The sequence below is a fragment of the Saccharopolyspora sp. NPDC050642 genome, from assembly GCF_040654735.1.
In the GTDB taxonomy this organism is placed as follows: Bacteria; Actinomycetota; Actinomycetes; order Mycobacteriales; family Pseudonocardiaceae; genus Saccharopolyspora; species Saccharopolyspora elongata.
Genome location: NZ_JBFAIN010000021.1, coordinates 44,635 through 65,441 on the forward strand (window position 1 = coordinate 44,635; position 20,807 = coordinate 65,441).

A 20,807-nucleotide genomic window follows, 5' to 3' on the forward strand; every position below is an offset into this window, starting at 1 on the left:
CCACCCGGAACGTCACGTAATGGGCCAGGGGGACGCTGACGCCGCAACCGTCGAGGCCCTGGGGACGATGACCGTGCGTCGAGATCCCCAGGGCGCCGGAGGTTCCCGGGCCGCCCGATAGCCAGACCGTCGTTCAGGAGGGACGCCATCCGGTCCTGACGGAGACCGGTCGGCTCCAGCAACGACTGCGCCTGCTGCCATCCCTCTGCGGCGTGTATTTTGTGCTCGCCTTGAGTCTGTTCCCGCGCCTGGGGATGGCACTGGTGTGGGAGAAGCTGGTCCACTCATGGGGCACTCGGACTACGCGCCCTACTGCGGCGGCGCTGCGGCATCTGCGGGCCCGGCCGGGGCCGACGCCGTTTCGCGCCTTGTTCGAGGTCCTGGCGGTTCCGCTCCTCGGTCGGCACGCCGGGCGTGGGCTATCGCGGGCTACGCACGGTGGCCTTCGACGGCTGCCACTCACTGCACATGCCGGACACCACCGATAACCGCGCCTGGTTGGGACGCGTCCGCGGGGGCCACTCTCGGCTTCCTGGAACGACCCAAACTGGGGCACTACAGACTTTCGCCCACTCGCTTGAGGGAAGAGCCCGAGCCCTAACTTCTCGGCATTGCGGAGCGCCGCCGAAGGCTGACTGACCGGACCAGCCGCACACTCAGTCCTTCGACGGGATCACTGTCGTCACCAGCGGCATCCGAATGCCGTCGATGAACTCCTTCATGGAGCACTGGATACAAACCTGCCGGCCCGACCGCTGGACCGCTCCTCATAGGGGACCGGCGCCACCTGCTCCACGCGACTACGGGCGCACGCTCGGCCCGCCGCCGGGTGTCGTGTGACGCCTCGAGACATCGCAACGGGAAGCGCCGATGCACTTATGGCAGCTCGACCTCGTGGGCGGGGTGTTCCTCGCCGACGGCCGGGAGTGCAAAATCCTCACCGCCATCGACGACCACTCCCGGTTCGTTGTCGCCGCCACCGTGCTGGAACGCCCGACCGGCGGCGCGGTGGTCGAGGCGTTCACCGCGGCAATACGTCACTACGGTGTGCCGTTCGAAGTGCTCACGGACAACGGCAAGCAGTTCACCGGCCGGTTCACCCGTCCTGTCCCCGCCGAGGTGCTGTTCGAGCGGACGTGCCGCGAGTATGGGGTCACCCACCGGCTGACCAAACGCCGGTCGCCCACCACTACGGGAAAAATCGAGCGCTGGCACCAAACCCTGCGCCGCGAGCTCCTGGACGAGGCCGGCGAGTTCACCGACATCCACGCAGCCCAGGATGCTCTGGACGCCTGGATCCAGTCCTACAATCACGACCGCCGCACCAATCGCTGGACATGGCAACCCCCGCCAGTCTTTTCCGGCCTCGCCTTCGGCAGACGAACACAGCGGTCGATCAGGAACGACCAGCACCAGTCGACACCGCGGCTGTCGAACTACAGGGCCCGAGTCCCATCACACCACCGACAGCTCCTGCGGCGTCGAACACCGCGTTACACAACGCGGTGGAGATCGACGTGCTCGTTCCGACGTCGGATCAGCCAGTCTGGTCGGACATCAGCAACTGTGGTTGGGCAAGCACTTCGTCGGCCAGCTCATCACCGTCTGGGCCGACCATCGCAGCGTTCACGTCCTCCTCGACGGCAACCACCTCAAGACCGTCTCCTCCCGCCTGTCCGACACGCACCTCCAGCAGCTGGTGATGCGTGGAGCACGCCCAGCCGGACCGGCGCCCGCTGCGCCAGCGCTGCCCCGCGCCAGCCTTCTTCCGCCAGCCACCGTGATCGAGGTCGACCGCATCGTCACCCGCGACGGCTCCACACAGCTCGGAGGCAAGTACCTCTACCTCGATCCACAACTCGCTGGTGCACAAGTCACCCTTCGCCTGGACGGCCACCTCGCGCACGTCATCCGCGACGGCCAGTTGGTCAAGACCCTGCCCGCGCCCGTTGACCACGACCAGCGCGCACGCCTGCGTGGAGCGCGGATCACGACCGAGCCGCTGCCACCGCGCCCACCATCCGGCACCATAGCCCCGCATGAGGGTAAGCATGTGTCGACAACAAAAGGTCAAAGATCAATTGAGACGTCACACATCACAGGGACCAGGTGGGTGCATAGGCAGCGATCACCTCCCCGGCACCCGCAGTCGTATGCCGAGGAGTGGGCTGCGGACGCCGTGCTCCGGCTGCCGCGCCGCGCGTGGAGGCCCCTGTCAGGTCGGGGGCTCGCACGCCTTCTTTGGCGCGTCCTCGTCGCCTTCGGTACCGGCCGCGAGGGCGGCTGGTGTCTCCAGTGCTTGTTTGAGGTCGCCAAGGAAGGCCATCGCGTCGCGGCCGTTGACCACGCGATGGTCGTAGACCAGACCGAGGTACGTGAACCGGCGGGCTTCCGGCCTGCCCCGCTGGTCCAGGACGAGCTGTTCGTCGATGCCGCCCAGGGAGAGCGCGCAGGTCTGGCCGGGGAAGACGATGGGGGTGGCGAAGACCACACCGTCGGCGGTGTGCGAAGCGATCAAGATGTTGGCGCCGGTGAGCTCGTCGGCTCGGAAAGTGCCGCGGACGGCTTTGTCGCGGAATCCTGTTATCACGTCGGCGATCTGGGCGACGCTCAGCGCGGCGGTGTTGTGTACGACCGGGGTGTACAGGCCCTTTCCGGCGTCCACGGCCACCGCGACGTGTGCGCAGGGGGCGGGCTGGATGGTGCCGTCGTCGAGGAGCCGGGTGAACAGGCTTGGGTGCGCCGGGAGTTGGTCTGCCACCGACTTGACGAGGAGGCCGAGCAGGGAGACGAAGCTGCCGGTGCGCTGGCGCAGTTGCCGGGCGAGGTCCTGAGCCTGGCCGACGTCGACCTTGGCGTAGGCGGCGGCGGCCGGGATGGTGCGCATCGACTCGGTGACCACGGCGCCCACCGCCCGCTGCTGCGCCGACAGTTGCCGGTCGGTGGGGGCACCGGCTTGCGCGGGGCGTGGCAGCAGCGCTTCGATGTCGGCTGCGCGGATCACGGTGCGGCCCAGTCCGCGCAGTTCGTTGTCGGTCAGGCCGTGCTGGTCCGCGAGGGCGCGCGCCGCCTTGGTGAGCGTCAGGCCGGCATCGGTTGCCGGCTCCGGCCGTGCGGTGGGGTCGACGGCCGGTGCGGAGAGGTAGGCATCGCGTTCGTCCGCCGAGGCGAAGAGGTGGGCGACGGTCTGACCGGGGCGGCAGTCAGCGCCGCCTGCGAGGAGGGTGTGCAGGATGCCGTCGGCGGTGCTGTCGATCTCTTCCTGGGTCTTGGAGGTCTCGATCACCACCAGCGGCTGCCCTTTCTTGATGCGTGCGCCGTGCTCGGCGAGCCATTCGACCAAGACGTAGCTGGCGTCGTTGGTGTTGAGGGTGGGCAGCTTGACGCTGATCACTGGGAAGCCTCCGTGAGGGCGCGGCGGAGTGCGGTCGCCTGGAGCAGGACGGTGTGCTCCAGGTGGGCGGCGGTGGGGATGACGCTCGGTTGGGCACTGAGCAGCAGTACGGGGCGGGCCAGCCGTCGCCACAGGTGCTCATGCAGCTGCTGGGCGAGCATTTCACCCCAGGTGCCGCCTGCCGCGCTGTCCTCTGCGACACAGATGCGGCGGGCGCGGGACACCGTCGCGAGCAGCGGTTCGACGGTGAACGGGTAGAGCCGGGAGGGCACCAGGAGTTCGCAGGTGACTTCCTCCTCCAGCAGCAGGGTGCGCATGGCGGCGACGGCTCGCTCGGTCAGGCCCCCGGGGGCCAGGATGATCCAGTCCGGGTCAGCGCAGTCCACGGGGAACACGCGCGCGGTCCGGCTCGGGTCGTCGAGCAGCTCGTACCGGAAGAGGTCGTCGACGACCCCGCCCTGGTGCATCGTGCGGGTGTAGAGCGTCTTGTCCTCGAACAGCACGCACGGCTGCTCGCGGGAGAGCATGGCGGTGAGGACGTCCGCGTTGTCGTGGAACGGCGACATCTCGTGCAGGCTGAGCGCGGGGATGCCGATGAAGTGCTTCTGCAGGCTCTGACTGTGGGTCGGCCCGTAGCCCCGGTTGCCGCCGGTGGGGCAGCGGACCACCATGCTCATCGGAACGGTGCGGCCGTACATCGACACGGACTTGCTGGCGAAGTTCAGGAGTTGGTCGAAGGCGAGGGCGGCGAAGTCGGAGAACATCATTTCCACGACCGGGTGGTTGCCGGTCAGCGCGAGCCCGGCGGCGACGCCCACGATGCCGCCCTCGCTGATCGGCGAGGAGATCACCCGTTCCGGGTGGCGGTCCGACAGGCCCCGGGCGGCCTTGAAGGCGCCGCCGTACGGGTCGGCGATGTCCTCGCCGATGACGTAGGCGCGGGGATCGTTGTCGAGGAGCGTGTGCAGGGCCCGGTTGAGGTTGCCGATCACCCGTTCCGGCCTGGTCATGAGTGCTCCCAGCGGGACGCGGGGCGGGCCTGGACCTCGCGCACGACCTCGGCGATCGCCAGTCGCTGGCTCCGGTCCGACACGGCGAAATGCTCCGGGTGCTGCTCCTCGTACCGGTGGTACCAGTCGTGCGCGGCCGCGTGCCGTATCACCTCGGCGGGGCGGGAGTCGTCTCCCTTGCTGTGTGGGCCCACGCGGTTCGTGGTGAACTCCACCACCAAGGGCTGGTGTTGGGTGCGGACGTCGTCGATCACGCCGGACAACTCCCGGCGCACCCGGGCGACATCATGAGAGGTGACGTGGTGGTGCCGGATGCCGAAGGCCGCCGCGCGCGCCTGGATGGTGCCGGCCATCTGCCGCTCGGTCGGAGTGGACTGGGCGATCTTGTTGTTCTCGACCACGACCAGCAGGGGCAGCCGCCACAACTGGGCCATGTTGAGCGCCTCGTACACCGCGCCTTCGCCCCACGTGCCGTCGCCGATGTGCACCACCGCGATCCGTCCGGGCTCGGCCCGTCGCAGGTGCAGGGCGACACCCGCGGCCACCGGCAGGCTCTCGCCCTGTACGCCGGTGGACAGGTAGCGGTCGCGGTAGATGTGCTGGCTGCCGCCCACCCCGTGGCACACGGCGCCCTCGCGCCCCATGATCTCCGCCAGCAGGCCGTGCGGGTCCCGGAAGCGGGCCAGGTAGTGGCCGTGCCCGCGGTGGTTGCTGAAGACGTAGTCGCCCTCGTCCAGCAGTGCGTAGAGCGCGACGGGAATGTACTCCTGCCCGAGGCAGGTGTGCGTGGTGCCGTGCAGCAGACCCTGCGAGAACAGTTCCAGCACGGCCAGTTCGAAGTGACGGATCATCAGCAGGGTGTCGAGGTCCTCGGCCGGTAGCCGCGACAGGGGCTCCGCGCCTGTCCTGGGCCGGGGTGCCGTGGCACTCGTCGCAGTGGTGCTGCCGCCGATGAGATGGTGTGCTGCGCTGGTCACATTCGTCTCCTCGGGGGAACTTCGACCACCTGGGCACACCAGGTGATTCCACTTGGTCACTGACTTTCGTACAAGGCGGGAGCGAGGTCACGTGGAGTGCCCGTTAGGACACCGGAGAATGCACAGCTGGGCAAACGAGGAACATCGTGACTGCGCCGAGACACTCATCCGTCGGTTTTCGAGGCCAACTCGACCACTGCCAGATGCGCCGCTACGACGCCCGGCACCGGCACAGCACCCTCGCGATGCTCGCCCCACCTTCCTCACCGTCACAACAGCCATCGCTTCAACAGCTTTGGCAGCGGCCTGCTCCCCTCACCCACGCTGGCGGAGTCACAGGCCCTCCTGCCGTCGGCGGGAGCGTGGCGATCACCGAAGCCGCAAGAAATGACGCTGCTGCTGCGGGAACCGGGAGTGCAGCAGCCACGCCGACACCTCGGCCGGGGGAGTGAACTGCCGCAGATACCCGTAAGAGCCATCCAGGGCAACCAGGTGCCCGTGGTCGCGCGGCAGCCGAGGCGCGGCCTGCTCCCGTGCCGACCGTAGGCGGGGCCACCCGATCCGCTCGCCCCGGATCAACCCGCCGATCCGCTCGTCGTCGAGCCCCAGGTCGAAGATGATGTCCAGGAGATCGTCGAGCAGGGCCTGGCGGTCCTCTCCGGACTTCCCGCGCTCGGCCAGCGTGTCGCGCATCTTCCGCTCGGCCGTGCCTTCCCGCGCCGAGATGGCCTGGTCGAACAACCCCACCACCTCGTCGAGCACGTCGGCGCCAGCAGCGTGAGCAGGATCGGGTAGCGGCGCTGAGGATCTCGCCGCTCCAGCGCCTGGGCGGTCAGCCTGCGGCCGACGGTGGCCAGGAACCGGCGCCGCTCGGCCGGGAGCACCGACAAGTCCAGGGCATCGGCGCCCAGGCCGCGCAAGAACGCCAGTTTCGTGACTTCCGCCTTGATCGCGGCCGGGGGACGCCTCGACCGGGCCGGTGGCCAGCCACCGCAGCCGTGTGGTCTTGACCTCGGGGTCGGTGACCAACAGCCCGTCTAGCGCGGCACACCGAACGTCGGTGAACTCGTGTGCCAGCCGGGCGAAGGTTTCCCGTTGCGCTTCCTCTCGGGCGTGCGAGACCCGTTTCACCACGATCACCGGTCCGGGCCGGATCACCCGCGCAGAGATCAGGTACTCGCACGCCAATCGGAACAGCAGCGTGGGCGAGTCGTGCTCCATCGCTCGCGCAAGCAGGAACTCGTCGAGCTCCTTGAGCTCCAGCGTCGACAGCGGGCGCCAACCCAGGTACTGCGCGACCAGCCGCAGGTGCTCGGTGCGGGTCTTCGCCCGCCGGCCGTAGGACCGCAGCTCGACGGGGTCGATACCCAACTGGTCGGCCAGCCGGGCCACCGCTACTGGCGGTGCGGTAGACACCTTGTCCGGCACGAATCCCAGCCACGGCAGCGTGCACAGCGCCACCGCAAGGCCTAGTCGGTCCGCCGGACCTCGGCCCCGACCGGGGTCCACGAAGTCGACGTCCGCAGGGGTGAGGGTGAAGAACCGGAACAGCTCGTCCCGGCCGATCTCCGGGAAGCCCCGCAGGCGCTCCAACTCCTCGTCCGCGAACACCTGCGCCACCCACGCCTCCAGCCAGCACCCCGAAGATCCCCAGCTCAGAAGCTTACTCAGGCATATCCGCCCGAAATTTCCTGAGTACTACGGGGACCCCATCAGGCCTCGCCGATCAGCTCGAACGCGGCGCACGTGCGGCCGCCGAAGCGGTCGGCGTGCTCCCGGGCCGCTCCCTCCAGGAAGCTCCGGGCGTGCTGCTCGGCGGGCTCGTCGCTGAGCGCCTCCAGGTAGGTGCGGTGCGCCGCCAGCGACGCCACCGCCCGGTCCAGGGTGTCGGTGATGTCCACGGCGTGCGTCGGGTACGGCGATCCGGCCACCGCGACCCAGCGCACCCCCGACCACGGTTCGTAGCCGTGCTCGACGAGCTCCGGGAAGATCCAGCGGTTCCCGGCGTCCGCCACCGCGTCCAGCGCCGCCCGGCCCACCGCCCGGTGGTCGGCGCTGTTCCAGCTGCCCGGCCCCCAGGTGTCGTGGTGGTTGAGCGTGATCACCAGCCCCGGCCGGTGCTCGCGGATGGCGCGCGCCAGGTCCCGGCGCAGCGCCAGGCCGTACTCGATCACGCCGTCGCGGTGGTCGAGGAACTCCACCGAATGCACGCCCACCTCGGCGGCGCCGGCGAGCTGCTCGGCTTCGCGCAGCGGCGCCGCCTGCCCAGGAGGGACCCCGTCGATGCCCGCCTCGCCGCGCGTCACCAGGAGGTAGGAGACCTCCCGGCCGGTCGCGGTCCAGGCGGCCACCGCGCCCGAGCAGCCGTACTCGAGGTCGTCCGGGTGCGCGACGATGGCCAGCGCGCGCTGCCAGTCCCGGGGCATGGGCTTGAGTTCGCCGGTCATCTCGATGTCCTCCCAAAGTTCCGGTGGCACTAGTTCATTCTGCTGTTGCGTCGATCCGGCGGCCACGCAATTTCCGGTATTTCGCGGGAAAAGCGACCGACCGCCGCAATTCCGGGAAATTCGCGTCGTGGCACATCTACGCCAGGAGACCGTGCGGCGCTGGTGGGGGCAATACGTTCGAGGACACCGTGATCCGGTTCGTTTCAGGAGGTCCGCAGATGAACCTGCCCCGAACGATAAGACCCGTCGTCGGTTTGCTCATCGCATTCCTGGTCGCACTCGTCGTCCCGGCCTCGGCCGGCGCGGTGGTCCCGGAGAACGTCCGGGTCGTCACCTACGACGCCAGCCAGGCGGCCGAATTCCGCGATGCGGTGGACGCCGGCGCGAAGGTCTGGAACGAGAACGTGCAGAACGTCCGGCTGGAGCCGGCCTCCGGCGGCGCCGCCGACGTGGTGGTGCTCGCCGACGACGGCTGGCCGCGCGCCGAGGTGATCGGGCTCGGGAAGGGCCGGGTCTGGATGGGGCGCCAGGCCGTGAACGAGGGCCACGACACCATCCGCATCGCGGCGCACGAGCTCGGGCACATCCTCGGCCTGCCGGACAACCGGACCGGGCTGTGCGAGGACCTGATGTCGGGCGCCAGCGCCGGGCCGGACTGCGACAACCCCAAGCCGAACCCGGATGAGATCGCCGAGGTCGAGCGGAACTTCGCCGGTGGCGTGCTGATCGCGCCGCAGGTGTTCCGCGAGGACGTGCTCGCCACCCGGTGAGTGCGCGGGTGGCGGCGGTCCGCGCCCCGATGCGCCGCCACCCTCTTCATTTCCGCTGATCACCAGCCGTGAGCACGTTGTGCTGCGATAGCGGCACAACGTACTCACGGGTCGTGACTCACCGGTTCGGAGCAACCGCCGCCGGGAACCGCTTCCGCCGTGCTGCCGTCAAAGTCCGCGAATCCCGCTTGAACGGTGCGGGAGAATACTAGGCTTGGTGATCATCTACTGGTCACTCCGCGGCAGCGGTGAGCAGCGAGGCGGGCGAGTTCATGCGCGACGAGCCAGGGCACGGCGACCGGCGGGCGGACACCGGGGAGCCGGTCGACGCGGTCGCCGGCGTACCCGAACCGGCGGTACCGGAGGCGGACCAGGCGCCGGAACCGGTTGAGCCGCTTGCGGAATCCGCCGAGCCGTTACCCGAGCCGGACCCGCTCGCGCAGCTGACCGAGGCGGTCGCGGCGCTCACCGAGCAGGTTCGCGAGCACCACGAGCGCGCCGCCGCCCGCGAGCGCGTCATCGACAAGCTGCACGCCGAGGTGGAGCGGCTGCGCGCCGGGGAGCAGAACCTCGTGCTGCGCCCGATCACCACAGATCTGCAGAACCTCCGCAAGGACCTGCTGCACCAGGCCCGCACGCTGCCCGCGGAGCTCGGTCGGCAGCAGGTCGCGGACCTCCTCGAATCCTTCGCGCTGAGCGCGGAACAGGCCCTGGAGCGCTGCGGCAGCGCGCCGATCCGGCCCGAGGTCGGCGCCGCGTTCTCGGCGCGCGAGCACCGCGCCATCAAGGTCCTCCCGGCCGACGACCCCGGCCGGCACGAGCAGATCGCCCTCGTCGTCTCCGACGGATACCTGGACACCACGACCGATCGCGTGACCGTCCCCGCGCGGGTGCACGTGTACCGCTGGAGCGCCGAAACCGCGCCCGCCACCGAGAACGACCCGCGAGCAGAGGGGATGAGCGCAGATGTCTGACAGCGACCTGAAGGTGTTCGGCATCGACCTGGGCACCACCTACTCGGCCATCTCGTACGTCGACGAGACCGGCCGCCCGACCGTCTGCCGCAACACCGACAGCAGCGAGACCACGCCCTCGGTGGTGTTCTTCGAGAACGAGTCCAACGTGGTCGTCGGGTCGGTGGCCAAGAACTCCGCGATCATCGACCCGGACCGGGTGGTGTCGCTGATCAAGCGGCAGATGGGCAGCGACGCCGAGTTCGAGTTCCACGGCACCACCTACACGCCGGAATCGATCTCGGCGCTGATCCTCAAGCAGCTCGCCCAGGACGCGGCCGCGCACACCGGCGGCGAGGCGAGCCGCGCCGTGATCACCGTGCCCGCCTACTTCGGCATGCTGGAGCGCAGCGCGACCAAGAACGCCGGCCAGATCGCCGGGCTGGACGTGATCGGCATCGTGCCCGAGCCGGTGGCCGCGGCGCTGCACTACGAGGCGACCACCGACGCCGAGGACAAGACGATCCTCGTCTACGACCTCGGCGGCGGCACCTTCGACACCACGGTGATCCGGGTGTCGAAGGACGAGATCGTGGTGGTCTGCACCGACGGCGACGACCACCTCGGCGGCGCGGACTGGGACCTGCGGCTGCGCAACCACCTGCTGGCGAAGTTCCTGGAGCAGGCGCCGGACGGCACCGAGGTCGAGGACGACGAGGAGTTCCTGCAGTCGCTGGCGACCACCGCCGAGGACACCAAGAAGCAGCTCTCCAAGGCCGAATCCCGGGCGGTGGCGCTGCGCGGCGCCGGCGTCAGCGCGCGCGTCGAGGTGACCCGCGCGCAGTTCGAGTCCGAAACCCAGGACCTGCTGGACAAGACCGTCGACATCCTCAAGCGCACCCTGGCGACGCTGCAGGAGAAGCAGCCCGGCGCGCAGATCGACGACGTGCTGCTGGTCGGCGGGTCGACGAAGATGCCGGCGGTCGCCGAGCGGCTGCGCGCCGACTTCGGCTGGGAGCCGAAGCTGCACGACCCGGACCTGGCGGTGGCCAAGGGCGCCGCGCTGTACGCGCTGGGCCGCGTGGTGCACCGCGAGATGACCGACGCCGCCGAGCAGGGCGCCACCGGCGTCGCGGAGGCCGTGCAGAACGTGGCGCAGCAGACCGGGATTTCGGTCAAGGCGCTGGAGGACCTGGCCGCCAAGAAGACCCGCAACGTGCTGCCCAAGGCCTTCGGCGTGAAGCTGGTGGACACCAGCGACCCGGACTGGCAGCAGAAGCCGACGCAGCACTTCGTCAAGCACCTCGTGCACGCCAACGACTCGCTGCCCACCGCGGAGCGCGTCCTGGAGGCGGCCACCGTCGAAGCGGGCCAGACCGGGGTGATGATCGAGCTGTTCGAGCAGTCCGGGGTGGTCGCCGGGCCGGAACTAGCCGAGAACAAGCCGATCAACGAGGGCAAGGGCCTCATCGACGGGCTGCCGCCGCTGCCGGTCGGATCGCCGGTGAACATCCGGATGACCGTCGACGACGAGGGCCTGCTGGAGCTGACCGCCACCGAACCGTCCACCGGGAAGTCGCTGGACATCAAGGTCCGGGTGAGCGTCCGCAGCGATGAGGAGGTCGCCGAGGCCAAGAGGGTGGTCGCCGGGATCACGGTCTCCGGCTGAAGCGGCTCCACCCGAACCTGCCCGCGTCTCGGCGCCGGTGGGGTCGTGAGCGGCAGTGGTCGCTCCAGCGACCATCGCCACTCACGAAGCGAGGCGGACGGTCGTGAGTGGCGGTGGCCGTCCGAGCGACCATCGCCACTCACGACAAAGCGGCTCGATGCGAATCAGCGCGTTGGTTTCCACCGGAATCACGAGGTCAGAGACGGGCTCCGATGCAACCCTTCGATCCCAAGGTCTACGAGCGCGAGGTGGTCCGGCCGCTGCGGGGACGCAGCGGCCGATTACCCGACGACCTGCTGACCAGGTACGCGGTCGAGCCGGGCTTCTCGGACGCGGAGCTGTCGCAGCGGCTCGCCGAGGTCCGCTCGCACTGGAACAAGAGCGCCCAGTCCACCGCGAAGTCCAGCTTCACCACCAGCGTCTACAAGGCCTTCCTGCGCGAGGACGAGGAACTGCGGCGCGCGCCTGGCAACGAGATGTCCAGCATGGCCTGGTGGCGCAACCGCAACGACGCCCGGGCCGGGGCCAGTCAGGCGCAGGTCGACGAACTCGTCGCGATGCTGAAGGCGAACTTCGGCGAACTCGGCCTGATCACGCCCGGCCAGCTGGAGGCGATGCGCGAGACCTTCGGCCAGCTGGCGCCCGCCGAAGTAGACCAGGCCCTGGCCAAGGCCGGGGTGCGGACCGCGCCGCCGACGGAACTGCCGAAGACCAGCGGCCTGCCCGACACCCTCTTCCGCCGTCTCAAGGCGCTGCTGGGCGACGCCGAGATCACCGGGATTCCCGAGCTCCTGCACGGAAATCTCGACAGCTACAAGCTCCTGGCGGACTTCGAGAGCAGCCCGCCCAAACCCGCCGGACTCACCGCCAAAGCCGTCCAGCAGGCGATCGACCGGGAGAACCGGCGCTCCGGCAACCAGCCCGCCCGCGAAGCGCTCGGCCTGCTCAACACCGCCGCGGGCAAGGAAGGCGCAGACCTCCGGCTGCTCGCGCTCTACCACCTGCTCGACGACGTGCGACGGCTCCGTGAGAACGGCGCACCGGCCAGCGCGCTGCTGCGAGTGCTCGGCCGCAGCAGCCTGGACGCGGACGAAGCACGGCTGGCGGTGCTCAGCGTGCTCAGCGAAACCGGCACTGCCGCACCGCCGGTCACCGGGCTGCAGAAGGTCACCGAACTCCTCGCCGCCGGAAACCTCATCGCCGCACAACAAACCCTGGCCGCGATCACGGATACCGACGAGGCCGCGGCCGCGAAAGCGGCCGTCGACCGGCACGCGCAGCAGGTGCGGGAACTCCGCGAAGCGGCGGACCGCGCGCTGCGAGGCGGAGCCGAAGCCGAAGCCAGGCGCCAGCTCGGCGAAGCCGCGCGGCTCGCCGTCGACGACGACGCGATAGCGGCGGAGCTGCGGCGCATCCCGCTGAGCCCGGTCGACGCCGTGACGGCGCAGCCGGAAGGCGTCGGGGTGCGGGTGTCGTGGCGGGCGAAGCCCGACCACGACGACGCCACCCGGTACCGGGTGGTGCGGCGAGCCGGGCGGACGCCCGGCGACGCCGACGACGGCGACGTGGTCGCCGAAGGCGCGGAGACGGTGGTGGTGGACGCCGCCGTGGCGGCGGGCGGGAGCGTCGGGTACGCGGTTTTCGCCGCCGGGGAAGGCGGCGCGTGGTCGCGGCCCGCCGGAGCGGTGGTCGACGTGCTGCCTCCCGTGCACAGGGTCCGGCTGGCCGTTCGCACCGGGGCGGTCGAGGGGAGTTGGGTCGTCCACCGGGACGTCGTCGGCGTCGACGTGCGGCGGCGCCGGGACGGGGAGTCCGACGACGTCGTCGTCCCCACCAACGGCAGCACCGCTTTTCGCGACTCCACTGTGGACGTCGATGGCGACTTCACCTACCTGCTGACCGCTCGCTACCGCCGCCCGGACGGCACCGAGGTCGCCGCCGAGACCGTGCCGGTGCGGCACACCGCCCGGGTCGCCGCGACGCTGCCGCCGGTCACCTCACTCGACGCGCGGCGCTTCGGCCGCGAGCTGGTGCTGTCCTGGGTGTGGCCGGGCGGCGTCCGGATGGCCGAGGTGACCTGGGCGAACCCGGCGGCCGGCGCGGAGGCCGGGCGGGTGCGGCTGACCCGGCAGCAGTACCAGGCCGGCGGCGGCTGCCGGATCGACGCAGGGCCCGGCGACGTGCGCGTGCAGGTGTCCGCGATCGCGTCCGCCGACAACGGCGAAAGCCGGTCCGATCCCGTCGCGCTGGTGCTGCCCGGTGCTCCGCCGCAGGTCAGCTACCGGATCGAACGGCAGAACCGGCTCTTCGGCGCGAGCACCGCGCGCATCGTGGTGACCGCCGACCAGCCCGTCCCGGACTGCACGGTGCTGGTGGTCCTCGCGCCCGGCCGCGTCATGCCGCTCAAACCCGACGACGGCCAGGTCGTGCACCGCGACGTCCACGACCTCGGCGACCCGTTGGAGCTGACCGTCGAGCTGCCGCGCCGGAAGCCCTACTGGCTGCGGTGCTTCGTCAACGCCCCCGGCGTCCAGCTGATCGACCCGCCGATCTCCCAGCTGAAGGTGTCCTGATGTCCATCCCCGACGCGGCGCAACCGCCCCCCGGCCCCGCCGTCGCCTCCGGGCGAGGAGTTCCGCAATTTCAATGGAAATTGCGGAAGTTGTCCACAACCTCCGGCATGTCGGTCGGCCGACACGCCGGAGGACCGCAATTTCAATGGAAATCGGATCTTCGATTTCCATGGAAATTGCGGCGGAACGCGGAAGGCTGCTGATGGCCAAGGTCGCTTGTCCCTACTGCTACCACCGGTTCCCCGCGGGCAACCTGCGGTTCCAGTGCACCGGCCGGCCCGCGCCCGGCCGCGAGAAGTGCCGCAAGGCCGTCGACGCCGAGCGGCAGCGGCTCACCGGCTACGCGCCCGCGTCCTGGCCGACCTTCGCGCCCCCGTCGTCGCGGTTCGGGCGCACGCCGCGCAAGGCACCGTGCCCGGACTGCGGCACGGTCAGCGGCATCCGCGCCTGCCCGGTGTGCCACACGCCGCTGCCCGCCAACTTCGCCGAGGGCCGCAGCCCGCTGATCGGGGTGGTGGGCGGCAAGGACGCCGGGAAGACCGTCTACACCACGGTGCTGGTGCACGAGCTGCGGAACAACATCCGCCGCCGCTTCGGCGCCGACATCTCCTTCGCCGGCGAGCAGGCCGGGGTCGGCACCGCGCAGTGGCTGGCGGACTACGAGCACGCGCTGTTCGACGACCGATCGCTGTTCGAGTCGACCGCCGGCTCAGCGGACGGCATCCGCGTCCCGCTGGTCATGCAGTGGCGGCAGCCGCGCGTCCAGTTCGGCCGCGAGGTGCACAACACCACGACGCTGTCGTTCTACGACGCCGCCGGCGAGGACATGACGACCCAGGAGTTCGTCAACAGCCAGGCGTACCTGACCGCCGCGGACGGGCTGATCGTGCTGCTCGACCCGTTCCAGCTGCCGGGCGCGGCGGACCGGATCGCGGTGCCCGACGCCAGCCGGCAGGGGACCGAGCCGCCGATCAACGTGCTCACCCGGGTCACCGAGATGCTGCGCACCAGCGTCGGGCTCAGCGACCGCAAGAAGGTCGAGACCCCGATCGCCGTGGTGTTCTCCAAGATCGACGCCTTCTTCGGGATGCTCGGCGCGAACCACCCGCTGCTCCGCCCGCCGGCCACCGGCCCGCAGTACGACGAGGCGGGCGGGCAGGACACCGACGAGCACCTGCGGGCGCTGCTGGCCGACCTCGGCGCCGACGACATCGACGGGCACCTGCGCGCGCATTACCAGACGTTCCGCTATTTCGCGGTTTCCTCGCTCGGCGCGGAACCGGACTATGGCCGCAAGCAGATCGACCCGGCCGGGGTGCGGCCGTTCCGCGTGGACGAACCACTGCTGTGGCTGCTCAGCCACTTCCGGATCATCGAACGGAGCCGAGGATGAGCGGGCGCGAGTTCCAGTCGCTGTTCTACACCGACTGCCGGCCGGGCCAGGGCCTGCGCGGCGGCGCGGGATTCCAGTTCCAGGCCGTCTCGCCGGGCACCACGGACGAGATGATGACCGCGGTGCAGCGCTCGGCGCTCTACGAGGCCCCGGTGGGCTGGATGCGCGAGAAGCGCGAGGTCTCGCAGTACCCGCCGTCGCTGGTGCACGTGCACGACGGCGTCTACGCGACGGCCCGCGGGATCTACCTGGGCGCCGAGACCGGCGGGGTCCGGGAGGGCAACCAGTTCACCCACGCGCTGGCCACCACCGATCCGCAGCTGTACGGGCCGATCCGGCCCGCGCAGCTGTGGGCCGCGCCGTGGTGGGTCGAGCAGCCCGCGGAGAGCACCGAATGCGCGGCGGTGTCGGCCGAACCCGAGGCAGGGCCGCTGGGCGTCGAGGCGTTGCGGGACTGGGTGCTGAGCCGGCAGGACGGCGAATCCTGGTTGCTCGCAGTGCATTCCGCGATGGACCGGCTGCACGGCGAGAACGCGTCGCGGGTGGTGTTCGTCAGCGAGGACGCCGAGACCGCGGTGCGCTGGATCGCGGCCGGAACGCTCCTGCTGCCCCAGGAACGGGCGCTGCGGGTGGGTTTCCGGGTGTTCGCCACCAACCCGCAGTACAGCCGCCACGAGGTGCTGGCGGTGCACCCGGACTGGGCCGGGTCGCTGGCCGATCCGGACCGCAACTCCGACTACGTGGTGTTCAACCTGGTCACCGGGGAACGCCGGAAGGACGAGCCGACCGCCGCCGCCCGCCACTGGGTGCCGCGCTTCCTCGGCGCCGACCCCTACGACGTGGTCGACGCCATCGAGCTGTCGCACCAGTTCGCCCGCAACCGCGACGACCGGCGGCCGGGCACGGCGGACCGGCTGGCCGCCGGCGTGCTGATGCTCGAGGAGGCCGTGTCCGGGCAGGATTCCGCGATGGCGCTGGCGGACTGGCTGGTGTCCCCGCCGCCGGTGTCCACATCGGACGTCGTCGAACCGGTGCTGGACGCGGTGCTGGCCTCGTCGCCCGCGCTGCCGGTGCTGGCGAAGCTGGCCGAGGCGAACGCGGCGCAGGCCGGCCGGGTGCGGATCGCGTTGCTGCGCGGCGAGATCGACGAGATCGTGCGCGGCACCCCGGCCGATTCCCGGGCTCCGCTGTCGCCGCGGCCGTGGAGCCCGGACGAGGTGGAGGAGGCCTGCATCCTGGTCGAGGCGGCCGCCGGCGCCGTCGCCCCGGAGCGGATGGACCTGCTGCTGCGGACCGCGACCAGGTTCGGCGTGCGGCCCCGGGTGGGCCGGTTCGCCGAGGCGGCCGGGCGGTTCGTCGAGTGGTGGGCGGAGCACCCGCACGCCGGCGTCGACCCGGCGCGCTGGACGTGCGGTCCGGAGATGATCGACCTGCTGCGCGACGTGCTGGCCCGCCGCCTGGCGGGCCCCGGCGCCGCCGAGGTCGCCGAGGCGATCGACGCCCGCTGGTGGCGGCTGCTGGCGCCGACGATCAGCGATCCGTTCATGCCGCTGGACGCGGCGGTCGCCGCCGCCGCGGTGGCCTCCGGCGGCTCGGTGCGGCAGGAGACCACCGCCCGGTTCCGCGAGCAGCTGCGCGCGCCGGACCGGCCGGGCACCGGCGAAGCGGTGTGGGAGGCGCTGTACCGGAACTCCGCGCCCACCATGGCCGAGCTCAAGGACTTCCTCACCGCGCTGCCGTCGACGGCCGTCTCGGATTCCCTGGCGCAGCGGGCGTTCACGGTGCTGGAGAAGGCCAAGGTGTCCGGTCGCTACCTGGACGTCCTGCGGATGCTGGGACATCACCTCGGCGACCGGGACGACCTGCGCAAGGTGTGGGAGGACGACGGCCGGCTGCGGTCCTGGCTGAGCAACTTCGCCCGCAAGGGCGCCGAAGCCGATGCCGCGACGCTGAAGGACATCTCGGAGTCGGTGTTCACCGCCCGCGCGGACCAGATCATCGCGGTGCTGCTCGACATGGACCTGCCGGCCGCGCTCGACCTGACCGTGCGGGGCGGTGACCAGCTCCAGCAGATGCTGGTGCACGCGCTGCCCGCGGTGTGGAACGACGAGCAGGCCGCGCAGTCGCGGCGCGACCACGCGGTCGTGCTGGCGTTCCTGACCGGCTGGGAGGACGCCGCCTCGGAGCAGGTGCGGACGGCGTTCGACAAGGCCCTGGAGCGCTGGGCGGGCCAGCACAAGCCGACCGACTACCGGCGGATCAGCAAGGTGCTGCGCGGCGTGGCGGCCGAGTACGCCGCGGGCTGGCACGAGTGGCTGAAGGAGTTCTCGCAGCAGAAGCCCAAACCGGCCCGCACCCGCGAGTTCGCGCGCCGGTTGTTCGGCAGACGGGAGAAGTAATGCCCTACGTGATCGGGGCCCTCCTGGTGCTGTGCCTGGGCTTGTGGCTGGCCACGGTGGTCATCGGGATCCTGGCCTGGCTGTTCCCGCTGTTCGTGCTGTTCGGCAGCTCGTGGGCGTTCGTCTCGACGTGCCTGGTGCTGGCGGGTCGCGGCGCCGTGCAGCCGCAGCTGGTGACGCCGAACGACGTGGTCAACGGCACCGCCGGGCTGCGCAAGCCCAAGGGGCCGTTCCCGCACGACTGGGCCTGGCCGGGCTACCTCGCCGCGCAGTGGCGCCGCGACCTGGTCGCGGCATGGCAGAACGGCCTCGCCTTCATCGTGCGCGGCTGGCAGTGGGGCTTCAACTACGGCACCGGCAGCAAGCTCCGATTCGCGAGCATCGGCCTGACCGCCCTGATCTGGTCGGGTGTCACCCTGGGCGCGCTGCTCGGCGCGGCGGAAGTGCTGGTGATCGGGGCTGTCGTGCTCGGCATCGGATGGCTCGGCCGGGGTGCGCTGGTCGGGCTGCTGCGCGGCTACGACCTCGTCGTGCGGCGGCTGCGGAAGGCCAGCGGCAGCTGCCCGGTGTGCTACCACGTGATGGCCGTACCCGCCTACCGCTGCGACGGCTGCCAGGTGGTGCACCACGACATCCGGCCCGGCGCGCTGGGCGCGGCGTCGCGCACCTGCGGGTGCGGCGCGAAGCTGCCGACGACCGTGCTGCGGGCGTCCAAGCGGCTGGAGGCGCTGTGCCAGCGCTGCGACCGGCCGCTGCGGGGCGGTTCGGGCGCGGTCACCGACATCCGGATGCCGGTCTTCGGCCCGGTGTCGGCGGGCAAGACGCGGCTCGTGCACGCGGGCCTGGTCACCCTGCGGGACCGGGCCGCCGCCGAAGGCGTCGTGCTCGACTTCGTCGACGGCGCCAGCAAGCAGGCCTTCGAGCACGGCGAGCAGCTGATCACCACCGGCGGCGACACCGCGAAGACGCCGGCCGGGCAGCTGCCCGCGGCGATCACGGTGCGGTTCACCCGCGGCGGCTCGGCGAAGGCCCGCGACCAGGCGCTGGTGCACCTCTTCGACGCGGCCGGCGAGTTCTACGTCGACCGGGACGACAACAGCGAGCTGGAGTTCCTCGACCACGCCGGGGGACTGGTGCTGGTGGTCGACCCGTTCGCCATCGGCTGGGTGCGCGACCAGCTCGGCGGCGCGCTGGAATCCCGCCTGGCGCAAGCACATCCGGCCAGCGGCGACCCCGAGCAGGTCTACCAGGTGACGGCCCGGCGGCTGCGCGACTACGGGGTGCAGACCGAGCGCCGGGCCCTGGCGGTCACGGTGGTCAAGGCGGACCTGCTGACCGACCTGCCGTGGGCCGCGGACCTGTGCGCCGGGGCGGTGCGGGAGTGGCTGAACACCGCGGGCCTGGACAACCTGGTGCTGGCCGCGGAGCGGGACTTCGCCGAGGTGCGCTACTTCGTGGTGTCCTCGGTGACCGGGATCAGGCCAGGACACCGGCTCACCCCGGCGGCGCCGTTCCGCTGGCTGATGGGCCGCGGCGGCTTCGCCCTCGGCCGCGACGAGAAGCCGACCACGGAGGCGGTATGACCATCCGACCCCCGGCGAACTACCGGGTGTACCGCTGGCTGCTGATCGCGGTCTTCGCGATCGCGATGCTGCTCACGATCCTCAGCTCTGCGGTCAGCTGCGCCGACTTCACGACGGTGGTGTTCGGCGGTGCCTGACGAGTTGGTGCTCGGCATCGACCTGGGCACCACCTACTCCGCCGTAGCGTCCATCGTGGATGGTGAGGTCGAGGTGGTGCGCAACCGGCTCGGCGAGCTCACCACGCCGTCGGTGGTGCACTTCGCGTCCGCCGACACGGCCGTGGTCGGGGCGGCGGCGCGGGAGAACCTCGACCCGGAGAACACCGTCGAGCTGATCAAGCGCCGGATGGGCACCGAGTTCGAGCTGCTGTTCCACGGCGCGCGGCACACGCCGGAATCGGTGTCGGCGCTGATCCTGCGCAGCCTCGTCGACGACGCCGTCGCGCGCTTCGGTCCACATGGGACGGTCCACGCGGTGATCACGGTTCCGGCGTACTTCGGGATCCGGGAGCGCGAAGCCACCTTGCAGGCGGCGCGGCTGGCCGGCATCGAGGTGCTGGAGGTGCTGAGCGAACCGGTTGCGGCCGCGCTGCACTACTCCGCCCAGGCGGAGCCCGGCGCCGCGCTCGTCTACGACCTCGGCGGCGGCACCTTCGACACGACCGTGCTGCGGGTCGCCGACGACGGAGTGCACGTGGTGGCCACCGACGGCGACAGCAGGCTCGGCGGTGCCGACTGGACTGAGCGCATCGCCGAGCACCTGGCGGCGGCGTTCGCCCGCGAGTTCCCGGACGCGGACCCGGACGACGAGGAGTTCCGGCAACAGCTCCAGGACGTCACCGAGCACCTCAAACGCCAGCTCAGCACGGTCACCAGCCGCCGGGTGAAGCTGCGTTGCGGCGACGACTCGGGGAGCTTCGAGATCGACCGGGCGACGCTGGAAGACCTCGGCGCGGACCTGGTGGAGCGCACCCTGCTGATCGTCGACCGGGTGCTGACCGATGCGGCGGCGAAGGGCGTCTCGCGGATCGACGAGGTGCTGCTGGTCGGCGGCGTCACGAAGGCACCGATGATTCGTGCCGCGCTGCAAGCACATCTCGGCCGGGCGCCGAAGATCGTCGATCCCGACCTGGCCGTCGTGTCGGGGGCCGCGGTGCGCGCGCACCGGCTCGCCACGGCGCAGGCCGGCACGTCGGCGGCGGTGGTGCCGCGCAGCTTCGGCGTGCTGGTCGAGGACAGCCACGACGAAGGACTGCGGAGCTTCGTCGACCACCTCGTGCAGCGCAACGATCCGCTGCCCGCCATCGCGACGGCCCGGTTCGCCACCATCGTGAACCGGCAGCGGTCGGTCCGCATCCAGGTGTTCGAGCAGGCAGGCGACGTGCCGTCGGCGGAGGTCGAGCACAACCGCCGGGTGCTGGACGGCGAGTTCGCCGGGCTGCCGCCGCTGCCCGCCGGATCGGTGATCGAGCTGACGTTGCGCGTCAGCGCGGACGGCCTGCTCGCGGTGACCGCTCGGGAGCCGCTCAGCGGCGCGGCGCTGGAGCTGGAGGCCTATGTGGACGGTGTCGTGGACGGCGCGGCGACCGAGCGGCTGGCCGAGACCATCGCCGGGCTGACCGTGCGGTGCTGAGTTCGGG

Annotated in this window: 16 protein-coding genes and 1 pseudogene; 11 read left to right on the plus strand and 6 right to left on the minus strand. The window is 70.9% G+C overall.

Going from position 1 to position 20,807, the window contains the following annotated elements; all coding sequences use genetic code 11:
* The first annotated feature begins 155 nt into the window (after positions 1-155).
* On the plus strand, positions 156-488 hold the full coding sequence (locus tag AB0H93_RS27610; protein WP_358576301.1) for a transposase domain-containing protein: 333 nt from the start codon (positions 156-158) through the stop codon (positions 486-488).
* A gap of 382 nt (positions 489-870) precedes the next feature.
* Positions 871-1,290: pseudogene (locus tag AB0H93_RS27615) on the plus strand (DDE-type integrase/transposase/recombinase); the annotation flags it as partial.
* Positions 1,291-1,537: 247 nt separating this feature from the next.
* On the opposite strand, the gene AB0H93_RS27620 reads toward AB0H93_RS27615, so the two are convergent.
* From AB0H93_RS27620 to AB0H93_RS27645, 6 genes are all read right to left on the minus strand, one after another.
* Positions 1,538-2,041 carry a hypothetical protein gene (locus tag AB0H93_RS27620; protein WP_358576305.1) on the minus strand — a complete coding sequence of 168 codons (504 nt, stop codon included), beginning with the start codon at positions 2,039-2,041 and terminating at the stop codon, positions 1,538-1,540.
* 174 nt (positions 2,042-2,215) lie between these two features.
* Complete coding sequence (locus AB0H93_RS27625) at positions 2,216-3,394, minus strand: 2-oxo acid dehydrogenase subunit E2 (RefSeq protein ID WP_358576213.1); 1,179 nt, start codon at positions 3,392-3,394, stop codon at positions 2,216-2,218.
* Complete coding sequence (locus tag AB0H93_RS27630; protein ID WP_358576214.1) at positions 3,391-4,404, minus strand: transketolase C-terminal domain-containing protein; 1,014 nt, start codon at positions 4,402-4,404, stop codon at positions 3,391-3,393. The genes AB0H93_RS27625 and AB0H93_RS27630 overlap by 4 nt, the downstream gene beginning before the upstream one ends.
* Entirely contained in the window at positions 4,401-5,381 is a 981-nt protein-coding gene (locus AB0H93_RS27635) for a thiamine pyrophosphate-dependent dehydrogenase E1 component subunit alpha (protein WP_358576215.1), read from the minus strand. Before AB0H93_RS27635 ends, AB0H93_RS27630 begins: the two co-directional genes overlap by 4 nt.
* Positions 5,382-5,750: 369 nt before the next feature.
* Positions 5,751-7,001, minus strand: coding sequence for a DUF4158 domain-containing protein (locus AB0H93_RS27640; RefSeq protein ID WP_358576216.1), 1,251 nt, complete (start codon positions 6,999-7,001; stop codon positions 5,751-5,753).
* Between the two features lie 92 nt (positions 7,002-7,093).
* Positions 7,094-7,828, minus strand: coding sequence for a PIG-L deacetylase family protein (locus AB0H93_RS27645; protein WP_358576302.1), 735 nt, complete (start codon positions 7,826-7,828; stop codon positions 7,094-7,096).
* Positions 7,829-8,046: 218 nt separating this feature from the next.
* Between AB0H93_RS27645 and AB0H93_RS27650 the strand changes: the two genes are divergently transcribed.
* The 9 genes from AB0H93_RS27650 to AB0H93_RS27690 all read left to right on the plus strand — a co-directional run bounded on the left by AB0H93_RS27650 (position 8,047) and on the right by AB0H93_RS27690 (position 20,800).
* Positions 8,047-8,598, plus strand: a complete 552-nt coding sequence (locus tag AB0H93_RS27650; RefSeq protein ID WP_358576217.1) for a snapalysin family zinc-dependent metalloprotease — start codon at positions 8,047-8,049, stop codon at positions 8,596-8,598.
* Positions 8,599-8,846: 248 nt separating this feature from the next.
* On the plus strand, positions 8,847-9,572 hold the full coding sequence (gene grpE / locus AB0H93_RS27655) for a nucleotide exchange factor GrpE (RefSeq protein ID WP_358576218.1): 726 nt from the start codon (positions 8,847-8,849) through the stop codon (positions 9,570-9,572).
* Complete coding sequence (locus AB0H93_RS27660) at positions 9,565-11,220, plus strand: Hsp70 family protein (RefSeq protein ID WP_358576219.1); 1,656 nt, start codon at positions 9,565-9,567, stop codon at positions 11,218-11,220. Before grpE ends, AB0H93_RS27660 begins: the two co-directional genes overlap by 8 nt.
* Positions 11,221-11,432: 212 nt before the next feature.
* Positions 11,433-13,793: a hypothetical protein gene (locus AB0H93_RS27665; protein WP_358576221.1), complete on the plus strand. Its 2,361-nt coding sequence runs from the start codon at positions 11,433-11,435 to the stop codon at positions 13,791-13,793.
* A gap of 169 nt (positions 13,794-13,962) precedes the next feature.
* Positions 13,963-15,186 (plus strand): zinc ribbon domain-containing protein, encoded by a 1,224-nt coding sequence (locus tag AB0H93_RS27670; protein ID WP_358576223.1) that lies wholly within the window; start codon positions 13,963-13,965, stop codon positions 15,184-15,186.
* Positions 15,183-17,585, plus strand: coding sequence for a GTPase-associated protein 1-related protein (locus AB0H93_RS27675; RefSeq protein ID WP_358576225.1), 2,403 nt, complete (start codon positions 15,183-15,185; stop codon positions 17,583-17,585). Before AB0H93_RS27670 ends, AB0H93_RS27675 begins: the two co-directional genes overlap by 4 nt.
* Positions 17,585-19,168 (plus strand): hypothetical protein, encoded by a 1,584-nt coding sequence (locus tag AB0H93_RS27680; protein WP_358576226.1) that lies wholly within the window; start codon positions 17,585-17,587, stop codon positions 19,166-19,168. The genes AB0H93_RS27675 and AB0H93_RS27680 overlap by 1 nt, the downstream gene beginning before the upstream one ends.
* Positions 19,165-19,305 (plus strand): hypothetical protein, encoded by a 141-nt coding sequence (locus AB0H93_RS27685; RefSeq protein ID WP_358576227.1) that lies wholly within the window; start codon positions 19,165-19,167, stop codon positions 19,303-19,305. The genes AB0H93_RS27680 and AB0H93_RS27685 overlap by 4 nt, the downstream gene beginning before the upstream one ends.
* The gene (locus tag AB0H93_RS27690) at positions 19,298-20,800 is read left to right on the plus strand and encodes an Hsp70 family protein (protein WP_358576228.1); all 1,503 of its coding nucleotides are present in this window, start codon (positions 19,298-19,300) and stop codon (positions 20,798-20,800) included. The genes AB0H93_RS27685 and AB0H93_RS27690 overlap by 8 nt, the downstream gene beginning before the upstream one ends.
* Positions 20,801-20,807 lie beyond the last annotated feature (7 nt).